Source organism: Pseudomonas sp. Q2-TVG4-2 (assembly GCF_013620795.1).
Classification (GTDB): domain Bacteria; phylum Pseudomonadota; class Gammaproteobacteria; order Pseudomonadales; family Pseudomonadaceae; genus Stutzerimonas.
In genome coordinates this window covers 618,567-641,778 of sequence record NZ_LGLW01000004.1, presented here as the reverse complement: position 1 = coordinate 641,778, position 23,212 = coordinate 618,567, and the positions used below count along the sequence as shown (strand labels likewise).

General features: G+C 60.8%; 21 protein-coding genes. 10 read left to right on the top strand and 11 right to left on the bottom strand.

The window, feature by feature from the left end; genetic code table 11:
* Nucleotides 1-206 precede the first annotated feature (206 nt).
* Together H3028_RS11275 and H3028_RS11270 are read left to right on the top strand one after the other, a co-directional pair.
* The gene (locus tag H3028_RS11275) at nucleotides 207-1,331 is read left to right on the top strand and encodes a DUF3182 family protein (protein WP_181297092.1); all 1,125 of its coding nucleotides are present in this window, start codon (nucleotides 207-209) and stop codon (nucleotides 1,329-1,331) included.
* Nucleotides 1,318-2,091, top strand: coding sequence for a S9 family peptidase (locus H3028_RS11270; protein WP_168424994.1), 774 nt, complete (start codon nucleotides 1,318-1,320; stop codon nucleotides 2,089-2,091). Before H3028_RS11275 ends, H3028_RS11270 begins: the two co-directional genes overlap by 14 nt.
* Here the strand turns inward: H3028_RS11270 and H3028_RS11265 are convergent.
* Genes H3028_RS11265 through H3028_RS11245 form a run of 5 tightly spaced genes read right to left on the bottom strand, consistent with a single transcriptional unit; the run spans nucleotide 2,088 to nucleotide 7,655 of the window.
* Nucleotides 2,088-3,116 (bottom strand): ion transporter, encoded by a 1,029-nt coding sequence (locus H3028_RS11265; RefSeq protein ID WP_181297091.1) that lies wholly within the window; start codon nucleotides 3,114-3,116, stop codon nucleotides 2,088-2,090. The genes H3028_RS11270 and H3028_RS11265 overlap by 4 nt on opposite strands.
* On the bottom strand, nucleotides 3,109-3,699 hold the full coding sequence (locus tag H3028_RS11260; protein ID WP_181297090.1) for a cob(I)yrinic acid a,c-diamide adenosyltransferase: 591 nt from the start codon (nucleotides 3,697-3,699) through the stop codon (nucleotides 3,109-3,111). The genes H3028_RS11265 and H3028_RS11260 overlap by 8 nt, the downstream gene beginning before the upstream one ends.
* A 21-nt stretch (nucleotides 3,700-3,720) precedes the next feature.
* Complete coding sequence (locus H3028_RS11255; protein WP_181297089.1) at nucleotides 3,721-5,730, bottom strand: HAMP domain-containing sensor histidine kinase; 2,010 nt, start codon at nucleotides 5,728-5,730, stop codon at nucleotides 3,721-3,723.
* Nucleotides 5,731-5,772: 42 nt separating this feature from the next.
* The gene (locus H3028_RS11250; RefSeq protein ID WP_181297088.1) at nucleotides 5,773-6,690 is read right to left on the bottom strand and encodes a putative 2-dehydropantoate 2-reductase; all 918 of its coding nucleotides are present in this window, start codon (nucleotides 6,688-6,690) and stop codon (nucleotides 5,773-5,775) included.
* On the bottom strand, nucleotides 6,690-7,655 hold the full coding sequence (locus H3028_RS11245) for a response regulator (protein WP_181297087.1): 966 nt from the start codon (nucleotides 7,653-7,655) through the stop codon (nucleotides 6,690-6,692). Before H3028_RS11245 ends, H3028_RS11250 begins: the two co-directional genes overlap by 1 nt.
* A 142-nt stretch (nucleotides 7,656-7,797) precedes the next feature.
* Here H3028_RS11245 and H3028_RS11240 point away from each other — a divergent pair, with 142 nt between their 5' ends.
* Nucleotides 7,798-8,277, top strand: coding sequence for a YajQ family cyclic di-GMP-binding protein (locus H3028_RS11240; RefSeq protein WP_181297086.1), 480 nt, complete (start codon nucleotides 7,798-7,800; stop codon nucleotides 8,275-8,277).
* Between the two features lie 83 nt (nucleotides 8,278-8,360).
* On the top strand, nucleotides 8,361-9,185 hold the full coding sequence (locus H3028_RS11235) for a mechanosensitive ion channel family protein (protein WP_181297085.1): 825 nt from the start codon (nucleotides 8,361-8,363) through the stop codon (nucleotides 9,183-9,185).
* Between the two features lie 38 nt (nucleotides 9,186-9,223).
* Here the strand turns inward: H3028_RS11235 and H3028_RS11230 are convergent, their stop codons facing one another.
* Nucleotides 9,224-10,924, bottom strand: a complete 1,701-nt coding sequence (locus tag H3028_RS11230) for an AmpG family muropeptide MFS transporter (protein ID WP_181297084.1) — start codon at nucleotides 10,922-10,924, stop codon at nucleotides 9,224-9,226.
* 34 nt (nucleotides 10,925-10,958) lie between these two features.
* Nucleotides 10,959-11,318 carry an MGMT family protein gene (locus H3028_RS11225; RefSeq protein ID WP_181297121.1) on the bottom strand — a complete coding sequence of 120 codons (360 nt, stop codon included), beginning with the start codon at nucleotides 11,316-11,318 and terminating at the stop codon, nucleotides 10,959-10,961.
* Nucleotides 11,319-11,459: 141 nt separating this feature from the next.
* On the opposite strand from H3028_RS11225, the gene H3028_RS11220 reads away from it, so the two are divergent.
* Nucleotides 11,460-12,464: a DUF481 domain-containing protein gene (locus tag H3028_RS11220; protein ID WP_181297120.1), complete on the top strand. Its 1,005-nt coding sequence runs from the start codon at nucleotides 11,460-11,462 to the stop codon at nucleotides 12,462-12,464.
* 77 nt (nucleotides 12,465-12,541) lie between these two features.
* Here H3028_RS11220 and H3028_RS11215 read toward each other — a convergent pair whose 3' ends face one another.
* A complete protein-coding gene (locus tag H3028_RS11215; protein ID WP_181297083.1) occupies nucleotides 12,542-13,300 on the bottom strand; it encodes an SDR family oxidoreductase in 759 nt (252 codons plus the stop codon).
* Nucleotides 13,301-13,401: 101 nt separating this feature from the next.
* On the opposite strand from H3028_RS11215, the gene H3028_RS11210 reads away from it, so the two are divergent.
* The 5 genes from H3028_RS11210 to H3028_RS11190 all read left to right on the top strand — a co-directional run bounded on the left by H3028_RS11210 (nucleotide 13,402) and on the right by H3028_RS11190 (nucleotide 17,427).
* A complete protein-coding gene (locus H3028_RS11210; protein ID WP_181297082.1) occupies nucleotides 13,402-14,106 on the top strand; it encodes a HugZ family protein in 705 nt (234 codons plus the stop codon).
* 126 nt (nucleotides 14,107-14,232) lie between these two features.
* A complete protein-coding gene (locus H3028_RS11205; RefSeq protein WP_181297081.1) occupies nucleotides 14,233-14,697 on the top strand; it encodes an FxsA family protein in 465 nt (154 codons plus the stop codon).
* Between the two features lie 250 nt (nucleotides 14,698-14,947).
* Nucleotides 14,948-15,241, top strand: a complete 294-nt coding sequence (locus tag H3028_RS11200) for a co-chaperone GroES (protein ID WP_019340746.1) — start codon at nucleotides 14,948-14,950, stop codon at nucleotides 15,239-15,241.
* Between the two features lie 58 nt (nucleotides 15,242-15,299).
* Nucleotides 15,300-16,952: a chaperonin GroEL gene (gene groL / locus H3028_RS11195; RefSeq protein WP_181297080.1), complete on the top strand. Its 1,653-nt coding sequence runs from the start codon at nucleotides 15,300-15,302 to the stop codon at nucleotides 16,950-16,952.
* A gap of 244 nt (nucleotides 16,953-17,196) precedes the next feature.
* Nucleotides 17,197-17,427: a hypothetical protein gene (locus H3028_RS11190; protein WP_181297079.1), complete on the top strand. Its 231-nt coding sequence runs from the start codon at nucleotides 17,197-17,199 to the stop codon at nucleotides 17,425-17,427.
* A gap of 64 nt (nucleotides 17,428-17,491) precedes the next feature.
* Here H3028_RS11190 and H3028_RS11185 read toward each other — a convergent pair whose 3' ends face one another.
* The 3 genes from H3028_RS11185 to H3028_RS21585 form a co-directional block, all read right to left on the bottom strand.
* Nucleotides 17,492-20,545: a multidrug efflux RND transporter permease subunit gene (locus H3028_RS11185; RefSeq protein ID WP_181297078.1), complete on the bottom strand. Its 3,054-nt coding sequence runs from the start codon at nucleotides 20,543-20,545 to the stop codon at nucleotides 17,492-17,494.
* Between the two features lie 28 nt (nucleotides 20,546-20,573).
* Nucleotides 20,574-21,740, bottom strand: a complete 1,167-nt coding sequence (locus H3028_RS11180; protein WP_181297077.1) for an efflux RND transporter periplasmic adaptor subunit — start codon at nucleotides 21,738-21,740, stop codon at nucleotides 20,574-20,576.
* A 306-nt stretch (nucleotides 21,741-22,046) separates the two neighbouring features.
* Nucleotides 22,047-23,069 (bottom strand): methyl-accepting chemotaxis protein, encoded by a 1,023-nt coding sequence (locus H3028_RS21585; protein WP_375154407.1) that lies wholly within the window; start codon nucleotides 23,067-23,069, stop codon nucleotides 22,047-22,049.
* Between the last annotated feature and the right edge of the window lie 143 nt (nucleotides 23,070-23,212).

Below are 23,212 nucleotides of genomic sequence, written 5' to 3'. Positions count from 1 at the left end.
AGGGGGAGCAGATTTCGGTCTGCTCCCCCTTTTTCGTTTCACGCATCACGCCGGGTGGTTGGAACATTATCGAAGGATAGATAGTGCGGATAGGGGGTCTATCTGATTACACCGGATCCGCTTTGGTCGGGTGGAAACGAGCGATAGAAGCGGCGTGTTGTCGCTGCGTCGTGCATGTACCAGTAGTCCATGGAGCGAATCCACCTATGAAGAATGCGGAGACCCCGCAAGGCGCCCGAGGGGCTGTCGTAACCTTTGCCAATCGATCTAACGAACCCTTGCATGAAAAGGCTGTGCACGAGCAGTTGGCCAAACGCCTGGCGGCGCTCCAGGGGTTTGCTTTTCTCGGTGAATATGACCGCAGTGTCAGTTATCCGCGCCAGCTTTATTTCGTACCGTCTGGCACCGTCGTAGGTGCCGATCAAGCGCGGGAGCTGGGTTTGGAGAGCGAGCGGGATCTGTTTGGCGGTGTCGTACCCCATGCATTCATTGAAACCAAGGCAATCACTCATCCGCTGGTGCGCCCGGATGCCGACTCGCCCATCGGCTGGTCGCGGGATTTCGCTCGGCGCGTCACTGGCGGCGTTTTACCCGGCTACAGTGCGTTCTCGCTGCGCGATGCGCGTGAGGCTGGGCGGCGCCTGTTGCATGAGGGGGCGCTCAGAATCAAGCCGGTGCGAGCGACCGGCGGTCGAGGGCAGGAGCGGGTGACCTCCGACCAGCAGCTCGATCGTGCGCTGGAAAATATGAACGAAGACGAGCTGGCCCAGTACGGCCTGGTCCTCGAGGCGAATCTAGAGCACGTAACCACATTCAGTGTGGGACAGGTACGTGCTGCTGGGCGAACTCTGAGCTATCACGGTACCCAGCGGCTGACCCAGGACAACGCGGGTCAAACGGTGTACGGCGGTTCGGACCTACTGGTCGTTGAAGGAGATTTCGACGCCCTGTTGAGCCAGGATCTGCCCGAAAGAACACGCCTTGCCATCTCCCAGGCGCAGGCCTACGACGAGGCTGCATCGGCTTGCTTTCGCAATTTCTATGCGTCTCGGCGCAATTACGATATCGCTCAGGGCATCGATGACAGAGGGCGCGCCTGCTCCGGTGTGCTGGAGCAATCCTGGCGGATCGGCGGGGCCAGCACCGCCGAGGTGGCGGCGCTGGAGACATTTGCCAAAGGTGCCGGCAGACCGTTTGTTCGCGCATCTTCGATTGAGCTCTACGGCGACTCGACCGTGCCTGATGGCGCAACGGTACTGTTTCGTGGCGAGGACGCCGAAGTCGGTTTCATAACCAAGTACGCAATGGTGGAGGAGCATGGCAACCCATAGCGAAAGCGTAGACATCCTCGTAGATGATGAGCACATCGCCGGCACTTTCCTGTCGCCGCCGACGAAGCTGCCGGGCGTGCTCTTCGTGCACGGCTGGGGCGGGAGTCAGGAACGAGACCTGACGCGTGCACGCGGTATCGCCGGGCTGGGCTGTATCTGTCTATCGTTCGATCTCAGGGGGCATGCCCTGACATTGGCACAACAACAGACCGTTACCCGAGAGCAGAACCTGCGTGACCTTCTAGCCGCTTACGATCTCCTGGTGCAGCATCCGAATATCGATCCGTCAGCGATCGCCGTGGTTGGCACCAGCTATGGTGGTTACCTGGCCGCGCTGCTCACGTCCCTGCGACCGGTCAGGTGGTTGGCGATGCGTGTCCCAGCGCTTTACGGGGACGATGACTGGGCGGTGCCGAAGCGGCAGTTGGATCGCAACCTGCTGAATCAGCTGCGAGGCCGGCGGGTCGTTCCCGAGGAGAACCGAACGCTGGCGGCCTGCGCCGAATTTCTTGGCGACGTGCTGATCGTCGAGTCCGAGCATGATCATCTGGTCCCGCACAGTACGATCATGAGTTACCGCGCGGCGTTCCAGCAGACTCACTCACTGACCCACCGGATTATTCTCGGTGCCGATCATGGCCTGACCAACGAGAACTGCCAGAAGGCCTACACCGATATCCTCGTCAAATGGGCCACCGAAATGGTCGTCGGTGCGCGCATCGATCATCAGCATGATGCGACCGCAGCGATGTCGTCCTAGCCCGGCGGCGTTGGCGGCTCGATAGGACCAACGAAACGGCTCCAGCGTCGATCGAGTACCTGTTGCTTGAGCACCTCGATGATATCGACCAATAATTCCTCAAGGGCGAGATCGGTGCTCTCGTCCTGGTAAACCCAGGCTTCAAAGCATTCGTCAGCCAGATTGCGGGCCAGGCGCTGGAATTGAGCGCCCTGCAGACCCTCTACCGCGCCCTGTAGCAGTCGTGCCGCGATATCTGTCAGCGCCTCGTCCAGCGTGTTAGCGACCCGATCGCCCAGCGGAAGGCGGCGCAGGCGGCCGACTTCAGGGTTGTTCGCCAGGGCTTGATGGATCAAACCGCCAACATAGCCTTCGATGGCGCCGCGGTTGTCCCGATACCCGCTCTCCAGCATGCCGTGCAGGCGCCGGGACAGATCGTTCAGTAAGCGTTCCTTGCGCGGCCTCACCACCTCTTCCAGCAGCCTACGAGATAACTCGTCGCTGGCGCCTATCTCTTGCTGCATGCGGCTGAACAATCGAACCATGACGCGATCAGACAGCTCTTCCAGCAACAGCAGGTAATAGCGATGGATCAGCCCGTAGATCGGCCACTGGCGCACGTCGATGAGGCCCAGCCTCTGCAGGCGGAAGAGCAGGCTGCCGACCCGCAGAACACGCAGCCAGCGAAAGCCGGTCAGCGGGATGCAACCGAGCACGTCATACCAATGCGCGAAAGGGTAGTAATACCAGCGCGCGTAACGTCGTTCGAACAATGCGACGGTCCAGCCGAGTATCACGTCGAGGATGAATATGGCGACGAAACCTAGATCGATCAGCTGGAAGTTACGGTGAATCAGCGTGTCGTAGCGCTGGTGCAGCCTCGGCAACCACTCGGCGAAGGCCTGGTTGATCGGCTGCACGATGAACAGGCTGTCGAACACGATCAGCCCCAGGTTGATGCATACCAGCAAGACGATGAACGCTTCCCAGGCTGCGTGCAGCCCATCGCGAACACGGTCCTGCCGGGCCGCGGCCTGCTCAGGCATCGGTGTTGTCAGGCGCGCTGGCGGCATGCCAGAGGATTTCGGCGCAGCCTTGGCGACGTGCGATCAGGCGAGCAACAACGAAGAACAGGTCTGACAGGCGATTGAGATACGCCAACCCGACCGGACGCAGCGGCTCGATGGCGTTGAGCTGTTGGCAGCGTCTCTCGGCGGTACGAGCCATGCTGCGGCACAGGTGGGCGAGCGCGATCAAGCGCGTGCCGCCCGGCATGATGAAATCTTCGAGTGGTCCGAGCTCGGTATTCCAGTGATCAATAGCTGCTTCCAGGCGCGCCACCTCGGCGTCCGTCAGGGCCTGATAATCAGGCATCGCCAACTCGCCGCCGAGGTCGAACAGGCGGTGTTGGCAAGGTCCCAGGACTTCGATCAGCTCAGACAGGTCCGGCCAGCGCGCTTGGGCTTCGGCGAGCTCGGCGAGCAGCAGCCCCAATTGGCTGTTGAGCGTATCGACCTCACCCATGGCTTCGATTCGCGGGTGGTCCTTCGGAACCCGGCGGCCATCGGCCAAACCGGTTTCCCCGGCGTCGCCGGTGCGGGTGTAGATCTTGGATAGTCGATTGCCCATCTGTGGTTTCCTGGTTTGGCTTCAGTTGGCGTCGGATGCCGATGTAAGCGGCAGGCGAAGGGTGAAGGTGGTGCCCTGGTCGGACCTGCTCTGCACTTCCATCTGGCCCTTGTGATTGTTGGTGATGATGAAATACGAAACGGAAAGACCCAGCCCGGTTCCCTGACCCACCTCCTTGGTGGTGAAAAAAGGCTCGAAGATTCTCTTGCGGATGTGCTCAGGGATACCGCTGCCGTTGTCTTCCACTTGGATCTCGGCCCAGGGCGAGTTCAGACGTGTCCGCAAAATGATTTGCCCACGGCCACGTTCCGGTTGCTGGTGGATGGCTTGCGCGGCGTTTTTTAGAAGGTTCAGCAGTACCTGTTCGAGTTCGTTGCCGATGCAGGGAACCCGGTCCACTTGCGGGTCGAAGTCGCGGATGATCTCGATGGAGCGGAAGTCGAAGCCATCCATCAGCGCGAAGTCGCTACCGGCAATTTCCAACGCCTGATCGATCAGTACGGTCAGCTGGCATTCTGCCAGTTGCCGGTTGCTCAGACGGCTGAAGCTCAGCATGTGGCTGACGATCTTGGCTGCGCGGGAGCCGGCTTGCTGGATGCCGTCGAGCAACTGAGGGATTTCCCGTCGTTGCAGATATTGATTCACCGCCTCCAGCAGTACGCCCGTTTCATCGGCGACTTCACGGTTTCGCTCAAGGTCCGGCGACAGGCGTCGGCGGATATTCTGCGCGTTGTGCAAGATAGCGCCGAGGGGGTTGTTGATCTCATGCGCCATGCCGGCGGCGAGGCTGCCGACTGACAGCATTTTCTCCGATTGCACCATGATCTCCTCCATGTTGATACGCTCGGTGATGTCGTCGATGCGGATAACCACGCCGCGGCCGCCACCCCCCATCAAGGGGTAGAGCGTCAGGGCGTAATGTCGAGGCTCGCCATTGAACGTCCAAGTAACACGCTCGATCTTCTCGACCTGGTGCCGTTCGGATGTACGACGAATCTGCGTCAGGAAGGGTCTCAGCGGCTCGAAGGCGATGAATACGGGCTGGTTCAGGGCGTCGTCGATGGAGGTGCCGGAGAGCGCGCTGGCCTGCTGGTTCCATTGGGTCACGTAGAGTTGTTCATCCAGTGCGATGAGCACCGATGGCATCGAGTCGATGATGCTGTTCAGGTAGTTCTGAAAGCCGGTGAGCTTCTTTTCGATCTTGCTGCGGACCTGAACTTCCAGCTCGAGCTTGCGGTTGGAGTGTCGGGTTTCCTCCGCGAGGCCCTGGGCGTGATCGAATGCATCCTGGGCATCGTCGCGGGCACGCTTGAGTTGCTGCTCGCGAGCTTCCATGCGCGACAGCATGGTATTGAAGGCGTCAGCCAGGTGGCCGATTTCGTCCTGGTTCCTCGGCGTCGCGCGCAGGGAATAGTTTTCTTCACGCGTGACCTGGCGGGACAGGGTTTCGAGGTCGCGGATCGGATGCGTGACCAGCCGGCGTATCTGCCGAGCGACCAGCACCCAAAGCAGCAGGCTGACCAGAAGTATGGCAAGACTGGCGGTCAGGGTGCCGGTGTAGAAGGCACCGGGCAGCTCGCTGCTGGCGATGATCAGCAAGTGGCCCGCAGGCCCCGCGGTTTGCGGCAGTTCGACCAGCAGGTTGGCACGCATTTCGGTCTTCTGCCATGCCGACAGCTCGCTGACCCGCTGCGGCAGGTCCAGCGGCGCACCGCGATACAGCTGTGCCAGGCTCCGGCCGGTGCTGTCGTAAATCACGGCTGCCCGCAGCGGGGCGTAATCGTTCAGCTTCTGTAACAGCTCGTTGGCGGCCGCTTCGGATTCCAGGGCGCGGTTGCTCAACTCGGGCGTCGCGAACAGCGCGCCGAGTGTATGCATGGCTTGCGGCGCGACGCTCTGGCGAGAGATCCAGTAGGCCGCGCTGATGAATGCGAGATTGGACACTAGCAGCACTGCAGCAAGCAGCACGAGCAGGGCGATCAACAGCTTACGGCCGACCGGGAGATTTTCGAGGCGCTGGCGCAGGGTCATGGCAGGCACTGGCGAAGGGTGTTCCAGCAGGGTAGCGGTGCCTCAGTCCGTGGGCAATCCACGCTGGTGCAGGAACGCTTGGAGTTGCTCCAGCAAACCGCACAGCTCAGGTACCTGCAACCCATGATGGCGTGCGGTCCGGCAGGCCTGGCCGAGCAAAAAGCTGACTTCGGTCCGGCGACCGCTTCGCACGTCCTGATGCATCGATGAGTAATTGTTGGCTGTTGCCTCGATTACACACAGCACTTCCGCTTCGAGCCCATCGGCGGCGTCACCCTGATCGCAAGCCTGGAGTAGTTCGACGAGTTCGTTGCAAAGCCGGTGCAGTTGCTCGGGGTGCGCCAGCAAATCACCGTTGCGACAGTCATGCAGGACGCTCAGCGGATTGATGGCGCAATTGATCGCCAGCTTGCGCCACAGCTTGACCATGATGCCGTCGGTCCATGTGTAGGGAATGCCGGCCGCGTCGAGATCGGCGAGCCATGACGGAGGGCTGCGATGGGCCGGTTCGCCCAGCCAGTTTTGCCCCTGACCGGCATGGACTATCTGGAAGCCATCCTGCCGATAGGCCCCTTCGGTGCTGGAGATGAACACGCAGCGGCTGTCCGGCCAGCGTGCGGCAATGGCTTGTTGGCTGCCCAAACCATTCTGCAGCAGGAGGATTTCCGATCCCTTGACCAATCGCGGCGCCACCTCGGCGATGGCAGCTTCCGCATCGTAGGCCTTGCAGGCGACCAACAGTCGCTCGATCGGCGTGGTGGCCTCAGGCAGCTCCGCCGGTACGGGGTAGGTGTGTGGCTGCCCGTTCTCGATCAGGCCCAGGCCGCCGGCGGCCTGATAGTCGGCCAGTCGCGCCGGGTTGCGCAGGATGATCCGCAGCGGGACGCCGACACGGAACAGGCGCGCCGACCAAAGCCCTCCGAGGCTACCGGCGCCCAGAACGTGCCAAATCTGGGCCATCAGGCAGGTTGCCTGTAACGTAGGGGCACGATGCGTCCCGTGGTATAGGCGTCAGGCAGCAGGGCCTCGGCGCGTTCGATTATCACCTGAGGGTCGAGCGGTAATGCACTCGCATCGAGGCTGACCAGACCGATGCCCGCCTTGATCGAGATGAAGCCCTCGCTGGTCTTGAATGCCTTGAGATTGAGCCCATCGTGTAGCCGTTTGAAACTGCTCGGTGAGCAGGCGCTCGGATCATCGACCAGGGTGAGCAGGCCGAAGTGCGCTTCATCCAGGCGGGTGAGTATGTCCAGAGGTCGCACCAGCTGCTGCAAGCGCTTCGCCACGCCTCGCAGCAATTCTTGATGAAAATGCTCGCCATAGCGCTTACGTTGGCTGGGGAGTTCCGGCAGACCTATCGTCAGGTAGCATAGCGCGCCGCCACGGCTTGCGATCTGGCGTAGGCTATCGCCGAGCCGCTGGTGAAGATACCGGGTGTTGCCGAGTCCCGTGATCGGGTCGATCAGGTTGCGCATTTCCAGGCTGGCGATGTTCTCGGTCAGTAGGCGGTTTTCCCGCATCAGCCGCTGCAACGAACCACAAAGCCGATCAGCCGCATATATCCTCGGCACCAGCTGGTCATTCATCACCGATTTGCCGATGAAGTCGTCCACGCCCTGGTCGAATGCCTTGCTCAGCACATCCTGACCGTCGCGCCCGGTCAACAGGATGATGTAGGTGTAGTGGTCAGACATTTCGTCCTGCTGGCGCACCTGGGTAGTCAGCTCCAAACCGTCCATTTCTGGCATCAACCAGTCGGCCAGCAGGACGTTGGCCGGGCGCTGCTCAATCAGCTCCAATGCAGCGATGGCGCTATTGGCGAAACGAATATCTTCGTACCCGGCCTTGGACAGGACGCGACCGATCATCACGCTTGAGAACTTGGCGTCGTCGACCACCAAGATGCTGAGTTGAGGGTTGGGCATTCATGGGCTCAGAGAAGGAGGGTGTCGTAACACTGGGTGGCCGGGCGTTATTGGCCTGAACGGTTATAATGATGGCCCATTTGAACCGTCAAACTAAGCGCGCTGGATCACACCGTTGCGCCGTTTTTTTAGGAGGAAGCCCATGCCCTCGTTCGACGTGGTGTCCGAACTGGACAAACACGAAGTCACCAATGCCGTCGATAATGCTTTGAAGGAACTCGATCGGCGTTATGACCTACGCGGTAAAGGCACCTTTGAGCTCAAGGAGTTGACGGTCCATCTGACCGCCGATGCCGACTTCCAGTTGGAGCAGATGCTGGAGATTCTGAAACTGAGCCTGGTCAAGCGCAAGATCGATATTCAATGTCTCGAGCTAAAGGATCCCTATCCCTCGGGCAAATCCGTCAAGCAGGACGTCGTGCTGCGTGAAGGCATCGACAAGGAGCTGGCCAAGAAAATCGTCGCCTATATCAAGGACGCCAAGCTCAAGGTGCAGGCAGCGATCCAAGGCGAACAGGTTCGGGTGACTGGCAAAAAGCGCGACGATCTGCAGGAAGCCATTGCGCTGCTGCGAGCCAAGGATTTCGGCATGCCGCTGCAGTTCAACAATTTCCGCGATTGATTCCGGCACGCCATGCGTGCTTTTCCGCTTTCTCCGAGCCGCCACTGTTGGCGCGCTCGGTGACCCAAAGGAGACTTCTACTGATGGATTTCGGTGTTGATTATCTGGTCGAGCTATCCGAGGCATGGTTGCCGATCGTTCTACAGTACGGTGCCCAGCTTCTGCTGGCGCTAGCCACCTTTCTGGTCGGCTGGTGGCTGATCAACAAACTCACCAGCAAGGTTGGCGGTCTGCTGCAGCGCCGCCAGGTGGACCCTTCGCTGCACGGTTTCATCGAGAGCCTGTTGAGCATCACTCTGAAGGTGCTGCTGCTGGTCAGCGTGGCGTCGATGATCGGGGTGGAAACGACGTCCTTCATCGCCGTGATTGGTGCGGCTGGCCTGGCTATCGGTCTGGCGCTGCAGGGCAGCCTGGCCAATTTCGCCGGAGGGGTGCTGATCCTGTTGTTCCGTCCGATTCGCGTCGGCGAATGGATCGAGGCGCAGGGTGTAGCGGGTACCGTACATGCGATCCAGATCTTCCACACGATTCTCAAATCAGCCGACAACAAAACCATCGTGGTACCCAACGGCAGCTTGTCCAACGGGCATATCACCAATTATTCCCGCGAGCCGCGTCGTCGCGCTGATATCAACATTGGCATCGATTACAGCGCAGACATCAAGCTGGCACGCAAGATCCTGCTGGAAATCGCCGAGGACGAGCGCGTGCTGCGCGACCCAGAGCCCGTGGTGTTCGTGACCGGGCTGGGCGACAGTTCGGTCAACCTGTCGCTGCGGGTCTGGGTGGCGACCGGTGACTTCTGGCCGGTGACCTTCAGTTTTACCGAGCGGGTGAAGGAACGTTTCGACGAGGCGGGGATCGGCATTCCGTTTCCGCAGCGTGTGGTGCATCTGGTTCAGAGCTGAGCTCAGAGCTAAAAAAAGCCGGCGATTGCCGGCTTTTTTTAGCTCCGCTCGGTGTTCGCCAGCGGATCAGTCGTATCCAGTTGCCTGCGGCTGCGTGACCATTGCCACACAATTAATATCAGGGTCGGCACGCCGAGCAGCGCGGTGACCAGGAAGAAATCGCTGTACCCAAGGTGTTCGACCATCACACCGGAGTAGCCGCCCAGCAGGCGGGGCAATAGCAGCATCAGCGAACTTAGCAGCGCATACTGCGTTGCCGAGAACTTCAGGTTGGTGAGGCTCGACAGGTAGGCGACGAAGGCGGTGGAGGCCAGGCCACCGCTGAAATTGTCGCAGGAGATGGTGACGATCAGCATGTTCAGGTTCGCGCCCATCTCCACCAGCAGCATGAACATGAGATTGGTCGCGGCGGAGGCAACACCGCCGATGAACAAAATCGGCAGGATGCTGAAACGCACGATCAGCAGGCCGCCAAACGCTGCACCGAGCAGGGTCATGATCAGTCCGAACAGCTTGCTGACGCTGGCAATCTGATCCTTGCTGAAACCCTGGTCGATGTAGAAAACATTGGCCATGACACCCATCACCGTGTCGGACATCCGGTAGGTGGCGATCAGCCCCAGCAGCAGCAGCGCCTGCCAGCGATAGCGAAGGATGAAGTCCGTGATGGGCGTCAGTACCGGTCCCATCAGTATCCGCCCAGGACCGGACAGGCAACCCCAGCAGATCAACAGGTACATGGTGCCGCGTGGCCAGTAACCGCCCCAGTAAGACTGAAACATGCCGGTGGTCGACACCATAAGGACGATCAGCACGATCACCGAGACCGCCTGATGAACGAAGTCGAAGCGCGCCGGGCGCTGGCGCTGGCCAGCCTGCCGCAGCATCTGCCGGACCGGCACCAGCAGCGCACGGCCCCAGGGCGACATCGAGCCGATGATGAACAACAGATACAAAGTTGCGCGCGGCCAGGCCTGCGCGATCAGCGCGTTGATCATCGCCGGCACGGATATCAGTAGCACCAGCAGTAAGCCGACACCTGCCAGCTGGTGGTTAAAGCTGAACTTCGAGGGCTCATTGGGCAGCGGCGCGGCGCCCTCCGGCTCGGGAATCAGCAGGCTGGTGATCAGCCCTGGCAGAATCAGCAGCGCAAAGGCGATGTAGGTGGTGGCCCAGGCACTCTGGCTGTACTCCAGATTCGTGGAGCCCAGCCATTCGGCGAGAAACAGCGCGCCGGCGCTTGCCAGCAACATGGCGATGCGATAACCGGTCATGTAGCTCGCCGCCAGCGTCGCCTGCAGCTTGTCCTCGGCGATTTCCAGGCGGTAGGCGTCGATGGCAATGTCCTGTGTTGCCGAGGCGAAGGCCACCGCGACTGCCAGGGCAATCAGCATGGTCAGGTTGTGCTGCGGGTTGCACAGCGCCATGCCGATCAGGCCGATGGCAATCACCGCTTGCGACAGCACCAGCCAAGAGCGGCGACGTCCCAGCGCGCCGATCCAGGGCAGGCGCCATTGGTCGAGCATCGGCGACCAGACCCACTTGAACGCGTAGGCCAGACTGATCCAGCTGGCAAAGCCGATGGTTTCGCGTGAGACACCGGCTTCACGCAGCCACACCGAGAGCGTGGAAAACACCAGGATTGCAGGCAGACCTGCGGCGAAGCCGAGCACCAGCAGCGTCAGTGAGGCGGGACTGGCGTAGGCGGCGAGGGCGGCGCGCCAGGTTTCACGGGACATATGACGGGACGGATATAGACATGAAGCGCGCACTCTACCCGCTGTGCTCAGCCGAATGCCAGCCGTGCCGACGTATGTCGACGCGGTCGTTGACGATGGTCACCCCCTCGGCGCGCAGCCGCATGCGCTGTTCGTGCCCGGCGGCGCTGCCGGCTGGCAGGCTGAGTCGGCCACCGGCGGCGATTACCCTGTGCCAGGGCAGGCTGGTGCCGTCGGGCAGTTGCGACATCAGCCTGCCGACCCAGCGTGCCGCACGGCCTAACCCGGCCATGGCCGCCACCTCGCCATAGCTCACCACTTTGCCTGCCGGGATCTGCGCCATGACGAGGTAGACGGCCGAGCGGCGCGATTCGGCGTCGGCACCGGGCGGTAACAGAGGCGGTTGCTCGATCATGCGATGCATCCTGTGTGCGGTCGGGCCTGTAGGGCGGCGCTGAACTCGCTATCCGTTCAGCGGTCAGTGCTTGCTGTGACTAAACGCATAGGGATAATGCCTGCCTTTTTAACCGCTCCTGCGCAGAATTTCAGCCTCTCTATGTTTTCCAGAACCCTGCTTTGCGTGTCCCTGTCCGTATTCGCCCTGCCGTCGCTTGCCGATACCGTCTGGCTGAAAAATGGTGATCGCCTGACCGGCAAAATCAGCGTGCTCGATGGCGGTAAGCTGCTGATCGAAACCGACTACGGTGGCTCGATCCCGGTGAAATGGAATCAGGTCGCAACGCTGGAAAGCAACCAGCAACTGCTAATCAAACAGGATGACGTGACCGGGGAAATGGCCAAGTCGCTCCAGGCAGCCGACGATGGTACGGTCACGCTGAGCAATGGTGCCGGGCCGCGCACAGTCGAGCTGGCCAGCATTACGCAGATCATCCACCCGAAACCGCTGATTCAGGATCTGACGTGGAAGGGCAACGTGGACGTTGCGCTGGACTATAAACGCGCGGAAACCGATACGGACGACTACGACGTGTCCTTTGATACTTCGGCCCGTCATGGCCTCTGGCGCCACAATGGAATCGCCAATTACAACCGCGAATACCGTGACGGCGTCACCGCGACGGACAACTGGGATGCCGAATATGCCCTGGATCGGTTCATCGATGAGCACTGGTTCTGGCAAGGGCGCTTTGAATACAAGCGTGACAAGGTCGAAGACGTTCGCCGCCAGCGCACGCTGGGTACCGGTCCGGGTTATCAATTCTGGGACAACGAACTGGGCGCCTTCTCGCTCGCCTCCTTGGTGAACCGCAGCGACTATGAGTTCGCCGATGGCAACAAGGAGAGCTTTTACTCGCTCGCCATGAAGTGGGACTACAACCGCTATCTGGTGGGCAAGACCTTCGAGCTGTTCAGCAACGGCGAGATTGGCAAACCGCTGGAAAACGTCGCCGATTACGAATTCGACGCTGAGGTCGGGTTGCGCTACAAGGTTACCGACTGGGCCTCGCTGAACATGAAAGCTGAGAAGGACATCGTCAGCGGCGCGGAAAGCGACCTGGATGAAACGCGCTACAGCATAGGCTTTGGCGTGGGTTGGTAAAGCAGTTTCAAGCTTCAAGAAAGAGCGGAATCTGCAATAACTGGCGCTTTACTTGAAGCTTGCCGCTTGTAACGTCCTTACAGCCGCAGTCCGCCATCCAGCTCCAAGATGCGGCCGGTGTAATAGTCGTTCTCGAAGATATAGGCGACCGAGTGGGCGATCTCTATCGGCTTGCCGAGCCGCTTGAGCGGAATGCCGGCGGTCATTTTTTCCAGCGCTTCGGGTTTCATGCTGGCAACCATCTCGGTCTCGATGAACCCGGGGGCGACACCAGCGACGCGAATGCCGTAACGCGCCAGTTCCTTGGCCCAGACGACTGTATCTGCTGCCACGCCCGCCTTGGCGGCCGAGTAGTTCGCCTGGCCCATATTGCCCGCCCGGGAGATCGAGGAAATATTGATGATCGCGCCCTGACGCTTGAGCTCGATCATCTTCGCCGCCACTTCGCGGGTGCAGAGAAACACGCCGGTCAGGTTGACGTCGATCACCGCCTGCCATTGCGCCAGGCTCATCTTCGACAGCTCGCCGTCCTTGAGCTTGATGGTCAGGCCATCGCGGAGAATACCGGCATTGTTCACCAGCCCATCCAGGCCGCCGAAATCATCACTGACTTGGCTGACCATGTGACTGACTTGCTCTTCGTTGGCGACATTGCACAGATAGGCCCGCGCATCGCCACCAGCACTTTTGCAGGCCGCTACGGCCTCATCCAGCCGTTCCTGATTGAGATCGACCAGTGCTAGCCGTGCGCCCTTGCCGGCGAGATATTCGCCCATTGCACGCCCCAGCCCCTGGCCGCCGCCAGTGATGATGATGACCTTGTCTTTTAGCTGCATGCCCATCTCCTACTTATGCATCGGACGTCGGTAAACGACGTTCGCTGATGAAACCGTTATGCTGTTGCCCGTCGAACCGAACACGCTTTCGAGGAGCCCCAGTGAGCGCTGAAGCCGCCAAGCATGCCCGACAACTCCTGCTCAAGGAATACCGCGGTGTGCTCTCAACGCACTCCGCGACCCTGCCAGGCTTCCCATTTGGTTCCGCGGTGCCGTACTGCCTGAGCGAGGAGGGCTGGCCGCTGATCCTGATCAGCCGAATCGCCCAGCACACAAAAAATCTTCGGGCCGATCCGCGTTGTTCGTTACTGGTGGCGGAGCGTGGCGCCGACGACGTGCAGGCGAGCGGACGCCTGACAGTACTGGCCGAGGGCCGGTTGCTCACCGAGGCCGCGGCAATCGATGCCGCGGCGCAGCGCTATTACCGCTATTTCCCAGAATCACGCGACTACCATCGCGTGCATGACTTCGATTTCTGGGTGCTGCAGCCAGTGCGCTGGCGCTACATCGGAGGCTTCGGCGCAATCCACTGGCTGGACGAGGTGGCGTTGGCCAACCCGTTCGCCGGTGCAGGCGGCGGCGAGGGCGAAATGCTCGAGCATATGAACAATGATCACGCCGCGGCGATCGCCCATTACGTCGAGCAAGAAGGCCTGCCGACGGCGCCCGAAGTCCGCATGGTCGGGATCGACAGTGAGGGTTTTCACCTGCGCATCGGTCGGGCCATTCACTGGCTGGCATTCCCAGCTACTTGTACCAACCCAGGCGCGGTGCGGCAGGCGCTGGTGGCGATGGCGCGACGCTGACCCAAATTGACGTAAGCGCAGGGGTGAATAATCCGGTTACAGCCTGTTCCCCGGATGGGTTGAATTCGGACCGACCTGCCGTCATCTACACGAGATCGGAAGCCGTTCTTCCGCCAAGGACTATCGATGCGTATTTTCTTATTGCTGTTTCTCCTGTTTCCGCTGGCCGAGCTGGCGTTGCTGATCAAGGTCGGCAGCTCGATTGGTGTGCTGCCGACCATCCTGCTGCTGATCATCAGCGGCATGGCCGGCATCCTGTTGTTGCGTCTGGCAGGTTTTGCCACCGCCTGGCGCGCGCGCGAGCGGTTGGCTCGCGGCGAGCTGCCGGAGCGGGAGATGCTTCAGGGGCTGATGATGGCCGTCGCGGGCGGCTTGCTGTTCCTGCCGGGCTTTCTCAGCGACATCGTCGCATTGCTGGTGCTGTTTCCGCCGACGCGCAAGCTGTTCCTTAACTTCGTCGGCCGCCGTGTCGAGGCGCAGGCCCAGCGCCGTCGTGCCTTTGCCGATGACCTGCGTCAGCAGCAGGAGCGTCACGCCGGGCCGCAGCGCCCCAACGTGATCGAAGGCGAGTGGGAGCGCCGCGACAAGTGAAGCTGACCGCTCGAGCGAAAGGCATGCGCAGGCATGCCTTTTTTCGTTTCTCGATGCAAAAAATCAACGCTGTGCCCTTGAAATCATTTTTTGCCGCCCGCATGTAGCGGTCACCGCAAGGTCGCTGTCGTGTTCGACAGTCCGTCTTCTGCGGCTCGCGTTGCGGGCCGCAACCGGCACCGCCGGATTTGCCCAACCCGTCGATGAGAATGCATCGGCATGGAAACCACTGTACTAGGAGAGATCGACAATGAAGCTTCGTCCTCTGCATGACCGCGTCGTGATTCGTCGCAGCGAAGAAGAAACCAAGACCGCAGGCGGCATCGTGCTGCCGGGCTCCGCTGCCGAGAAGCCCAACCGTGGTGAGATCGTCGCTGTAGGCACTGGCCGCGTTCTGGATAACGGCGAAGTGCGTCAGCTGGCCGTCAAGGTTGGCGACCAGGTCGTATTCGGCCCTTACTCCGGCAGCAACACCGTCAAGGTCGACGGCGAAGATCTGCTGGTGATGAGCGAGAACGAAATCCTCGCCGTCGTCGAAGCCTGATCAGCGCTCGCTTTATAGCGAATAGCGTTCCATCAACAGAATTTGAGGAAGAATCAACATGGCTGCTAAAGAAGTTAAGTTCGGCGATTCCGCTCGCAAGAAGATGCTGGTCGGCGTCAACGTCCTGGCTGATGCGGTAAAAGCGACCCTCGGCCCGAAAGGCCGCAACGTGGTTATCGAGAAGAGCTTTGGCGCTCCGACCATCACCAAGGATGGCGTTTCCGTTGCCAAGGAAATCGAGCTGAAGGACCGTTTCGAGAACATGGGTGCGCAGCTGGTCAAGGACGTTGCCTCCCGTGCCAACGATGACGCTGGCGACGGCACCACTACCGCTACCGTTCTGGCTCAGTCGATTGTCAACGAAGGCCTGAAGGCCGTCGCTGCCGGCATGAACCCGATGGACCTCAAGCGCGGCATCGACAAGGCCACCATCGCCATCGTTGCTGAGCTGAAGAACCAGTCCAAGCCATGCGCCGATTTCAAGGCCATCGCTCAGGTCGGCACCATCTCCGCCAACTCCGACAGCTCCATCGGCGCCATCATCGCCGAAGCCATGGAAAAGGTCGGCAAGGAAGGCGTGATCACCGTTGAAGAAGGCTCGGGCCTGGAAAACGAACTGTCCGTTGTAGAAGGCATGCAGTTCGACCGCGGTTACCTGTCCCCGTACTTCATCAACAAGCCGGACACCATGGTGGCTGAGCTGGATACCCCGCTGCTGCTGCTGGTCGACAAGAAGATCTCCAACATCCGCGAAATGTTGCCGGTGCTGGAAGCTGTTGCCAAGGCTGGCCGTCCGCTGCTGATCGTGGCTGAAGACGTCGAAGGCGAAGCGCTGGCGACCCTGGTCGTCAACAACATGCGCGGCATCGTCAAGGTTGCTGCCGTCAAGGCGCCTGGCTTTGGCGATCGCCGCAAGGCCATGCTGCAGGACATCGCGATCCTGACTGGCGGTACCGTGATTTCCGAAGAAGTCGGCCTGAGCCTGGAAACCGCTACCCTGGAGCACCTGGGTAACGCCAAGCGCGTCGTGCTGAACAAGGAAAACACCACCATCATCGACGGCGCTGGTCAGCAGGTCGACATCGAAGCCCGCGTCGCGCAGATCCGCAAGCAGGTCGAAGACACCACTTCCGACTACGACAAAGAGAAGCTGCAAGAGCGTCTGGCCAAGCTGGCTGGCGGTGTTGCCGTGATCAAGGTCGGTGCTGGCACCGAAGTCGAGATGAAGGAGAAGAAAGCCCGCGTAGAAGACGCGCTGCACGCAACCCGTGCTGCCGTCGAAGAAGGCGTGGTTCCTGGCGGCGGTGTTGCGCTGGTTCGCGCTCTGCAGGCTATTTCAGAGCTGAAGGGCGAGAACGCCGATCAGAACGTTGGTATCACTCTGCTGCGCCGTGCCGTTGAAGCGCCGCTGCGCCAGATCGTTGCCAACTCCGGTGGCGAGCCGAGCGTTGTGGTCGACAAGGTCAAGCTGGGCAGCGGTAACTACGGTTACAACGCCGCGACCGACGAGTACGGCGACATGATCGAGATGGGTATTCTCGATCCGGCCAAGGTGACCCGTTCTGCTCTGCAGGCCGCGGCCTCCATTGCCAGCCTGATGATCACCACCGAAGCGATGATCGCGGAAGTGGCTGATGACAAGGCAGCCGGCGGCGGCATGCCGGATATGGGCGGCATGGGTGGTATGGGCGGCATGGGCGGCATGATGTAAGCCAGCCGGCCTCTAGCTGCATAAAGAGCCCCGCCTTGTGCGGGGCTTTTTTATGGCCGACGTTCAAAGCGACTACCGAGCGGGAGAAAAATGCGAGGCCCGGCCGAATGGCTTCATCGGAGGCGATTCGCTTTTCTGGGTGAGGGGTGCTCAAAAAATGACCATTGGTCACGTTGTTGAGCATCTCGCGAGTTTGTCGACTATGGTGAATTTCTCAAATCACCATATAACAAGGGCTTGCGCAATGAACCTTGAAATTGCCCGAGGCTTGTTTCTGGTCGCCTCGCTGGGTGTCGCCTCCCTGTGCGCTGCCGCCTGGAGCGAGCCGGACGCCAGAGTCGTGGCGCGCAGCGACGTCAGCGATCACTGCCCGATTCCGCGCATGGCCCGAGCCTCAGTTCTGGATGCGCGCCCCGATCAGGATCTGTTGCTGTTCATGTACGGCTTGTCACAAAGCCTGGTGGGCCGAGGCTAGTCCCACCTGCTCGACCCATCCGCCCGGCGCGAGCGGATGGGTATATTCGGACCCGGTCGTTATGTTAGCCCGTCATCTCCTCTATCGGTGCTACCGCGCGCTCCGGGCTCGCCAGCAGCGTATAGACCGCCGGCAGCACGAACAGCGTAAACAGCGTACCGACCGTCATACCCGTGGCGATCACCATTCCGATATCGAATCGACTCACGGCTCCGGCGCCGCTGGCCAGAATCAGCGGAACCATGCCGAACACTGTCGCTGCGGTCGTCATCAGCACCGGCCTCAATCGGATCGCTGCCGCTTCCTCCACCGCTTCACGACGGCCCAAGCCCTGCTCTCTACGCAGTTGATTGGCGAACTCGACGATCATGATGCCGTGCTTGCTGATCAGGCCGATCAGCGTCACGAGTCCAACCTGTGTGTAGATATTCATGCTCGACAGGCCCAGGAATAGCGGCACGAGTGCGCCACAGATTGACAATGGCACTGTGACCAGTATCACCAGCGGATCGCGGAAACTCTCGAACTGCGCCGCCAGTACGAGAAAGATGACGGCCAGTGCGAGCGCGAACGTGGTGTACAGCGCATTACCTTCCTGAATGTACTGACGCGACGCGCCGGCATAGTCGAACGTGTACCCCTGCGGTGCCTCCTCGCGCGCGATGCTGCGCAGGGTATCGATGGCCTCGCCCATGCTGACGATCGGGAAGCCCTGGATCGTCGCGGCGTTGAGCTGCTGGAACTGACTCAACTGGGTCGGCCGGGCGCGGTCATGCACTTTGATCAGGGTGGATAAGGGCAGCATCTCGCCCCGATCGTTCTTCACGTAGTAATTGCTCAGCCAGCCTGGATTGTCCCGGTAGGCTTGCTCCACCTGGGCAATCACTTTGTAGCTGCGGCCCTCGATGGTGAAGCGATTGATCTCGCTTTCGCCAAGCAGGGTTGCCAGCGTCACGCCAAGATCTTCCATCGTCACGCCCATTTGCGCCGCCTTTTCGCGGTCGATATCCACGACGATTTCCGGTTTGTCGAATGCCAGATCTACATCAAGAAACGCGAATTTGCCGGACGCCTGGGCTTTTTCCTTGATTCGCTCAGCCACCTGCAGCAGCGACTCGTAGTCGTTAGCGGTATTGATCACGAACTGGAATGGCAGCCCTTCGCCAGTGCCCGGTAAGGAGGGCAAATTGAAGCCGAAGACTTGCAAGCCAGGGATCTGATCGATCTTCGCTTGCACCTCGGGAAGTACCTCCATCTGGGTGCGCTCACGCTCGTCCCAAGGCGTCATCAAAAAACCACCGATGCCGCTCTGCACACCGTTGAAACCGTTGATCTGAAACCAAGAGTAATACTCAGGGAACGATTGGAAGATCTCCAGGAACTGATCGGTATAGGCGTTGAGGTAGTCAAGGTTGGCCGTCTGTGGTGCGCTGGCCATCATGAAAATGATGCCCTGGTCTTCCTCCGGCGCCAGCTCGCTTTCGGTGAACTTGAGCAGGACCGGAATCAGACCGAGCACGAGCACGGCGAACACCAGCACCACCGGGCGGGTATTCAGCGTGCCGTGCAGGGCGCGTTGGTAACGCAGTTTCAGTCGGTCGAACAACAGATCCAGCCGGTGTGCCAGCCCCGTCGGGTTTTCTTCATGTCGCAACAGGCGCGAGCACATCATCGGCGACAGCGTCAGTGCCACCACGCCTGAAATCAGCACCGCTCCGGCCAGTGTCAGTGCGAACTCCTGAAACAGCGCACCGGTCAGGCCCTGCAAAAAGCCGATCGGTGCATAGACCGCCGCGAGGGTAATCGTCATGGTGACGACTGGCATGGCGATCTCTCGAGCGCCGTCGATCGCCGCCTGGAAGGGCGATTTGCCGTCCTCGATATGGCGATGGATGTTCTCCACCACCACGATGGCATCGTCCACCACCAGGCCGATCGCCAGCACCATGGCCAGCAACGTCAGCAGATTGATCGAGTAGCCCATGGCCTGCATGAAGAACATCACGCCGATCATTGACAGCGGAATGGTCACCACCGGAATCAGCACCGAGCGCAGTGATCCGAGGAACAGGAACACCACCACGATGACGATCACCACCGCTTCGGCAAGGGTTTTCACCACTTCGTCGATTGAGGCCTGGATGAAGCGGGTGGCATCGTAGGCGATGGTGACTTTCAGGCTCGGCGGCAGCTGGGACTCGATCTCGGGCAAGATCGCACGTACCTCGCTGATCACGTCTAGCGGGTTGGCGCTCGGGGTGCCCTTGATGCCGATATAGACCGAGGGAATGCCGTCGAACGAGCTAACGGCGTTGTAGCTCTCGGCACCCATCTCGACCCGCGCCACATCGCCGAGCAGCACGCGGCTGTCGCCTTGGGTCTTCAACGGTATGGCGGCGAATGCTTCGGGCGTCTTCAGCTCGGTGTCGGCGTTGATGCTGGTGACGACATATTCCCCCTTCACCTCGCCAGCCGCGGCGAGGAAGTTGTACTTGCGCACGGCCTCATTTACGTCCCCCGCAGACAACCCGTAGGCCGCCAGTTTCACCGGATCCAGCCAGAGGCGCATGGCAAACACCTGGTTGCCGAGGATTTCCGCCTCGGCCATGCCGGGCAGGGTGGCCAGCTTCGGCTGGATAACACGCGACAGATAATCGGTGATCTGCGGGTTGGTCAGCTGTTCGCTATAGAAGCTGATGTACATGAGCGCGGTGGAGTCGGCGGCCTGCTTGTTCAGCACCGGGTCCTCGGCGTTCTGCGGCAGCTGGTTTTTTACCGAGTTGGCCTGGCTCAATAGCTCCGTGTAGAGTCGGTCGGTGTCAGCCCCGATACGTGCGTAAACCGAAATGGTCGACACGTTCTGCTGGCTCACCGACGTCATGTAGTCGACCCCCTCGGCGCTAGCCAGGCTCTGTTGCAAAGGTTGGGTGATATAGCCCTGGATGGTTTCCGCATTGGCGCCGGGATAGGCGGTGGTCACGGTAATCAGCGCGCTTTCCATCTGCGGATACTGACGAATGACCAAGCTGTGGAATGCCTGGAAGCCGAGCAGCACGATCAGCAGGCTGATCACGCTGGCCAGCACCGGACGGCGAATGAATGGGTCGGTAAATGCCATAGCGATTTATGTCCCTGTGGTCGGCGCCTCAGCGGGCGCCGGATCCGTTGTCTGTATCGAGCTCGAGCGTGCGCTTCTCGGCGATGGCGACGTGGGCACCGGTGTCCAGCTTTAGCTGGCCGGCGATCACCACCTGCTCGCCAGCTTCGAGTCCTTCGAGGATCACCACCTGACCGTCGCGACGCTCGCCGGTCTCGACGAAACGCCGCTCCACGACCAGATAGGGTTCGTTTCGCCCAGAGGCTTCGGTGTCTTGCTCGGTGCCTTCCTCGGGTTCGGGTGCTTGCCCTTCCTTCACCACGAGCACCGAATTGCCATAAAGCGTGTAGGTAATCGCAGTTTCCGGTACTACGACCCGCGGCTCCTCACTGGGCAACAGCACCTGCAGGTCGGCGAACATGCCGGGCAGCAGGCGCTCGCCGGGGTTGGCCAGCTCTGCGCGGACCTGCACGTTACGGGTGGTAGTTTCCACCTTGGGGTTCAGCGCGACGATCCGGCCTTCGAAATGCTCATCGGGAAACGCAGCTACCCGGACTCGCACGGACTGCCCGATGGCGAGCAAGGGCACCTGCTGTTCGGCCAGGTAGAAGTCAACGAATAGGGTCGACAGGTTCTGCAGCGTCGCGATAGGCGTGCCGGCGGCAACGAAGTCACCAATGTCCACCTGGTTGATGCCGATGGTTCCGGAGAAGGGCGCGAGGATGCGCTTCTTTGCCAGGCTGGCCTTCAACTGCGCGACGGTGGCGGCGGCTTTCTGCGATTCGGCATTGAGCCGATCGAACTCGCTGCGCGAGATTGCCTGGCGGTCGACTAGACTGCGTGCCCGCTCGAACTCCACCTTGGCCAGATGCAAGTCGGCCTGAGCCGCTGCCAGGCTCGCCTGTTCGATCTCGCTGTCGAGCAGAACGACCGGTTGGCCCTCGCGGATCTTCTCGCCCGAGCGGAACTGCACATTGCTGATGATGCCAGCGATCTCCACGGACAGATCAATGCCCTGGGATGCCGTGAGCGTGCCGATAGCCGGGAGCCGGCTCTGCCAAGGCTGACGACTGGACTCGGTCACCTCGACACCTATCGGCGGTTGCGGTGCCTTGAATTGCTGGATCTGTGAATAAATCGAGTTGAACTTAAGGGCGGCGAGGATCAATACCACGACGATCACCGCGCCCAGCATGAGCAGCATGCGGCGCAACATCTTCCGTATTCCTTGGATAGGGATGAGCCGGCTGGCTACTGCCATGAAATGAGGCAGCCGTTCAGGTGAACGAGCGACCGAGTAGCGACCTGATGGGGCCTCGGCCTATGGTTGTTCCGACCAGAACGGCCGGGAAGCAGCGAAAGTAGCTCCGAACCTGGCGTATGTAAAGGGATAGGTAGAGGAGTCTTTGACGTGCTTCGCAGGGCGGCTAACGGCGAGGTAGAGCCCGCCAAGGCAATGCGCAGCAGTGCTTGCCTTTCAACGGCCCCACCGTCGGAGCAGCCGTTGCGGCGGAATACTATGTCAGCCTGCGAGGCGGTGCGTCACTTCGCTGAGCTGGGCCGACAACCCATGCAGGTTTTGGCTGGCTTTCTCGGTGCGCTCGACATTTTCCTGGTTGGTCGTGGCGATGGCGGTAATCTCGGTCAGGTTGCGCGAGATATCTTCCGCAACGGAAGTCTGCTCCTCGGCCGCAGTGGCGATCTGCCGATTCATGTCGCGGATCGCTTCGACCTCCTGGGTGATGCGCTGCAGCATGCTGCCCGCTTCCGTCACCTGCTCCACGCCCTCGTCGCTGCGAGACTGACCGCCCTCGATTGCACGCACCGCATCCACCGCCCCGGTCTGCACGGTATCGATGATTTGATGAATCTCGGCAGTCGAATCCGCAGTGCGCCTGGCCAGCGTGCGCACCTCATCGGCAACGACCGCAAAACCGCGGCCCGCATCGCCGGCGCGAGCGGCTTCGATGGCCGCGTTCAGCGCCAGTAGGTTGGTCTGGTCGGCAATGCCGCGAATGACCTCCAGGACCTTGCCGATGCGTCCGCTGTCGGCCTCCAGGCGGCGAATGACCTCAGCGGTGTTGCTGATCTCACCGCGCATCTGAGTGATCGTGTGGATCGTCGAGCGCATCATGCTCTCGCCTTGCTGCGCCGACTGATCGGCCGCATCTGCGGCGCGCGCGGCGTCGGCTGCGTGGCGGGCCACTTCCTGAGATGTGGCGGACATCTCGTGCATGGCGGTCGCGACTTGATCGGTGCGCGAGAACTGTTCACGAGCACCCTGGCCCATCAGCATGGCGATGGCGTTCAGCTCGCCGCTGGCGCTGTCCAGGTCCGAGGTGCTGCGTTGCAGGCGGGTAAAGGTGTCCGCAAGGAAGTCGCGCAAGATATTTGCGGCCACTGCGAGACGCCCTAGTTCGTCGGCACGAGACGTATCGACGCGTTCGCTGAAATTACCCTGACTGAGCTTGGCGATATGATCGATCAGCTGGCGGATCGGGTCGATCAGGTTGCGGTTGACCAGCCACAGGCTGATCAGCGCAATCAGCGCGCCGGCAGCAAGCATGATCAGCGCGCCAGTGGCGATGGCCCTGTCGGCGGCGGAGCTGATCTCATCGGAGCTACGCAGCGCTGACTCACGCAGCTCGGCGACCAGCGCGCTGAGCTGATCGCTGGTGGCGCGGTCGA

Excerpts from the sequence above, each read along its gene's own strand:
- H3028_RS11250 (WP_181297088.1), bottom strand. The coding sequence starts at position 6,690 with ATGGCCCAGATTTGGCACGTTCTGGGCGCCGGTAGCCTCGGAGGGCTT.
- H3028_RS11215 (WP_181297083.1), bottom strand. The coding sequence starts at position 13,300 with ATGCAGCTAAAAGACAAGGTCATCATCATCACTGGCGGCGGCCAGGGG.
- H3028_RS11220 (WP_181297120.1), top strand. The coding sequence starts at position 11,460 with ATGTTTTCCAGAACCCTGCTTTGCGTGTCCCTGTCCGTATTCGCCCTG.
- H3028_RS11255 (WP_181297089.1), bottom strand. The coding sequence starts at position 5,730 with ATGACCCTGCGCCAGCGCCTCGAAAATCTCCCGGTCGGCCGTAAGCTG.
- H3028_RS11235 (WP_181297085.1), top strand. The coding sequence starts at position 8,361 with ATGGATTTCGGTGTTGATTATCTGGTCGAGCTATCCGAGGCATGGTTG.
- H3028_RS11240 (WP_181297086.1), top strand. The coding sequence starts at position 7,798 with ATGCCCTCGTTCGACGTGGTGTCCGAACTGGACAAACACGAAGTCACC.
- H3028_RS11245 (WP_181297087.1), bottom strand. The coding sequence starts at position 7,655 with ATGCCCAACCCTCAACTCAGCATCTTGGTGGTCGACGACGCCAAGTTC.
- H3028_RS11225 (WP_181297121.1), bottom strand. The coding sequence starts at position 11,318 with ATGATCGAGCAACCGCCTCTGTTACCGCCCGGTGCCGACGCCGAATCG.
- H3028_RS11185 (WP_181297078.1), bottom strand. The coding sequence starts at position 20,545 with ATGGCATTTACCGACCCATTCATTCGCCGTCCGGTGCTGGCCAGCGTG.
- H3028_RS11265 (WP_181297091.1), bottom strand. The coding sequence starts at position 3,116 with ATGCCTGAGCAGGCCGCGGCCCGGCAGGACCGTGTTCGCGATGGGCTG.
- H3028_RS11230 (WP_181297084.1), bottom strand. The coding sequence starts at position 10,924 with ATGTCCCGTGAAACCTGGCGCGCCGCCCTCGCCGCCTACGCCAGTCCC.
- groL (WP_181297080.1), top strand. The coding sequence starts at position 15,300 with ATGGCTGCTAAAGAAGTTAAGTTCGGCGATTCCGCTCGCAAGAAGATG.
- H3028_RS11260 (WP_181297090.1), bottom strand. The coding sequence starts at position 3,699 with ATGGGCAATCGACTATCCAAGATCTACACCCGCACCGGCGACGCCGGG.
- H3028_RS11190 (WP_181297079.1), top strand. The coding sequence starts at position 17,197 with ATGAACCTTGAAATTGCCCGAGGCTTGTTTCTGGTCGCCTCGCTGGGT.
- H3028_RS11180 (WP_181297077.1), bottom strand. The coding sequence starts at position 21,740 with ATGTTGCGCCGCATGCTGCTCATGCTGGGCGCGGTGATCGTCGTGGTA.
- H3028_RS11270 (WP_168424994.1), top strand. The coding sequence starts at position 1,318 with ATGGCAACCCATAGCGAAAGCGTAGACATCCTCGTAGATGATGAGCAC.
- H3028_RS11205 (WP_181297081.1), top strand. The coding sequence starts at position 14,233 with ATGCGTATTTTCTTATTGCTGTTTCTCCTGTTTCCGCTGGCCGAGCTG.
- H3028_RS11275 (WP_181297092.1), top strand. The coding sequence starts at position 207 with ATGAAGAATGCGGAGACCCCGCAAGGCGCCCGAGGGGCTGTCGTAACC.
- H3028_RS11200 (WP_019340746.1), top strand. The coding sequence starts at position 14,948 with ATGAAGCTTCGTCCTCTGCATGACCGCGTCGTGATTCGTCGCAGCGAA.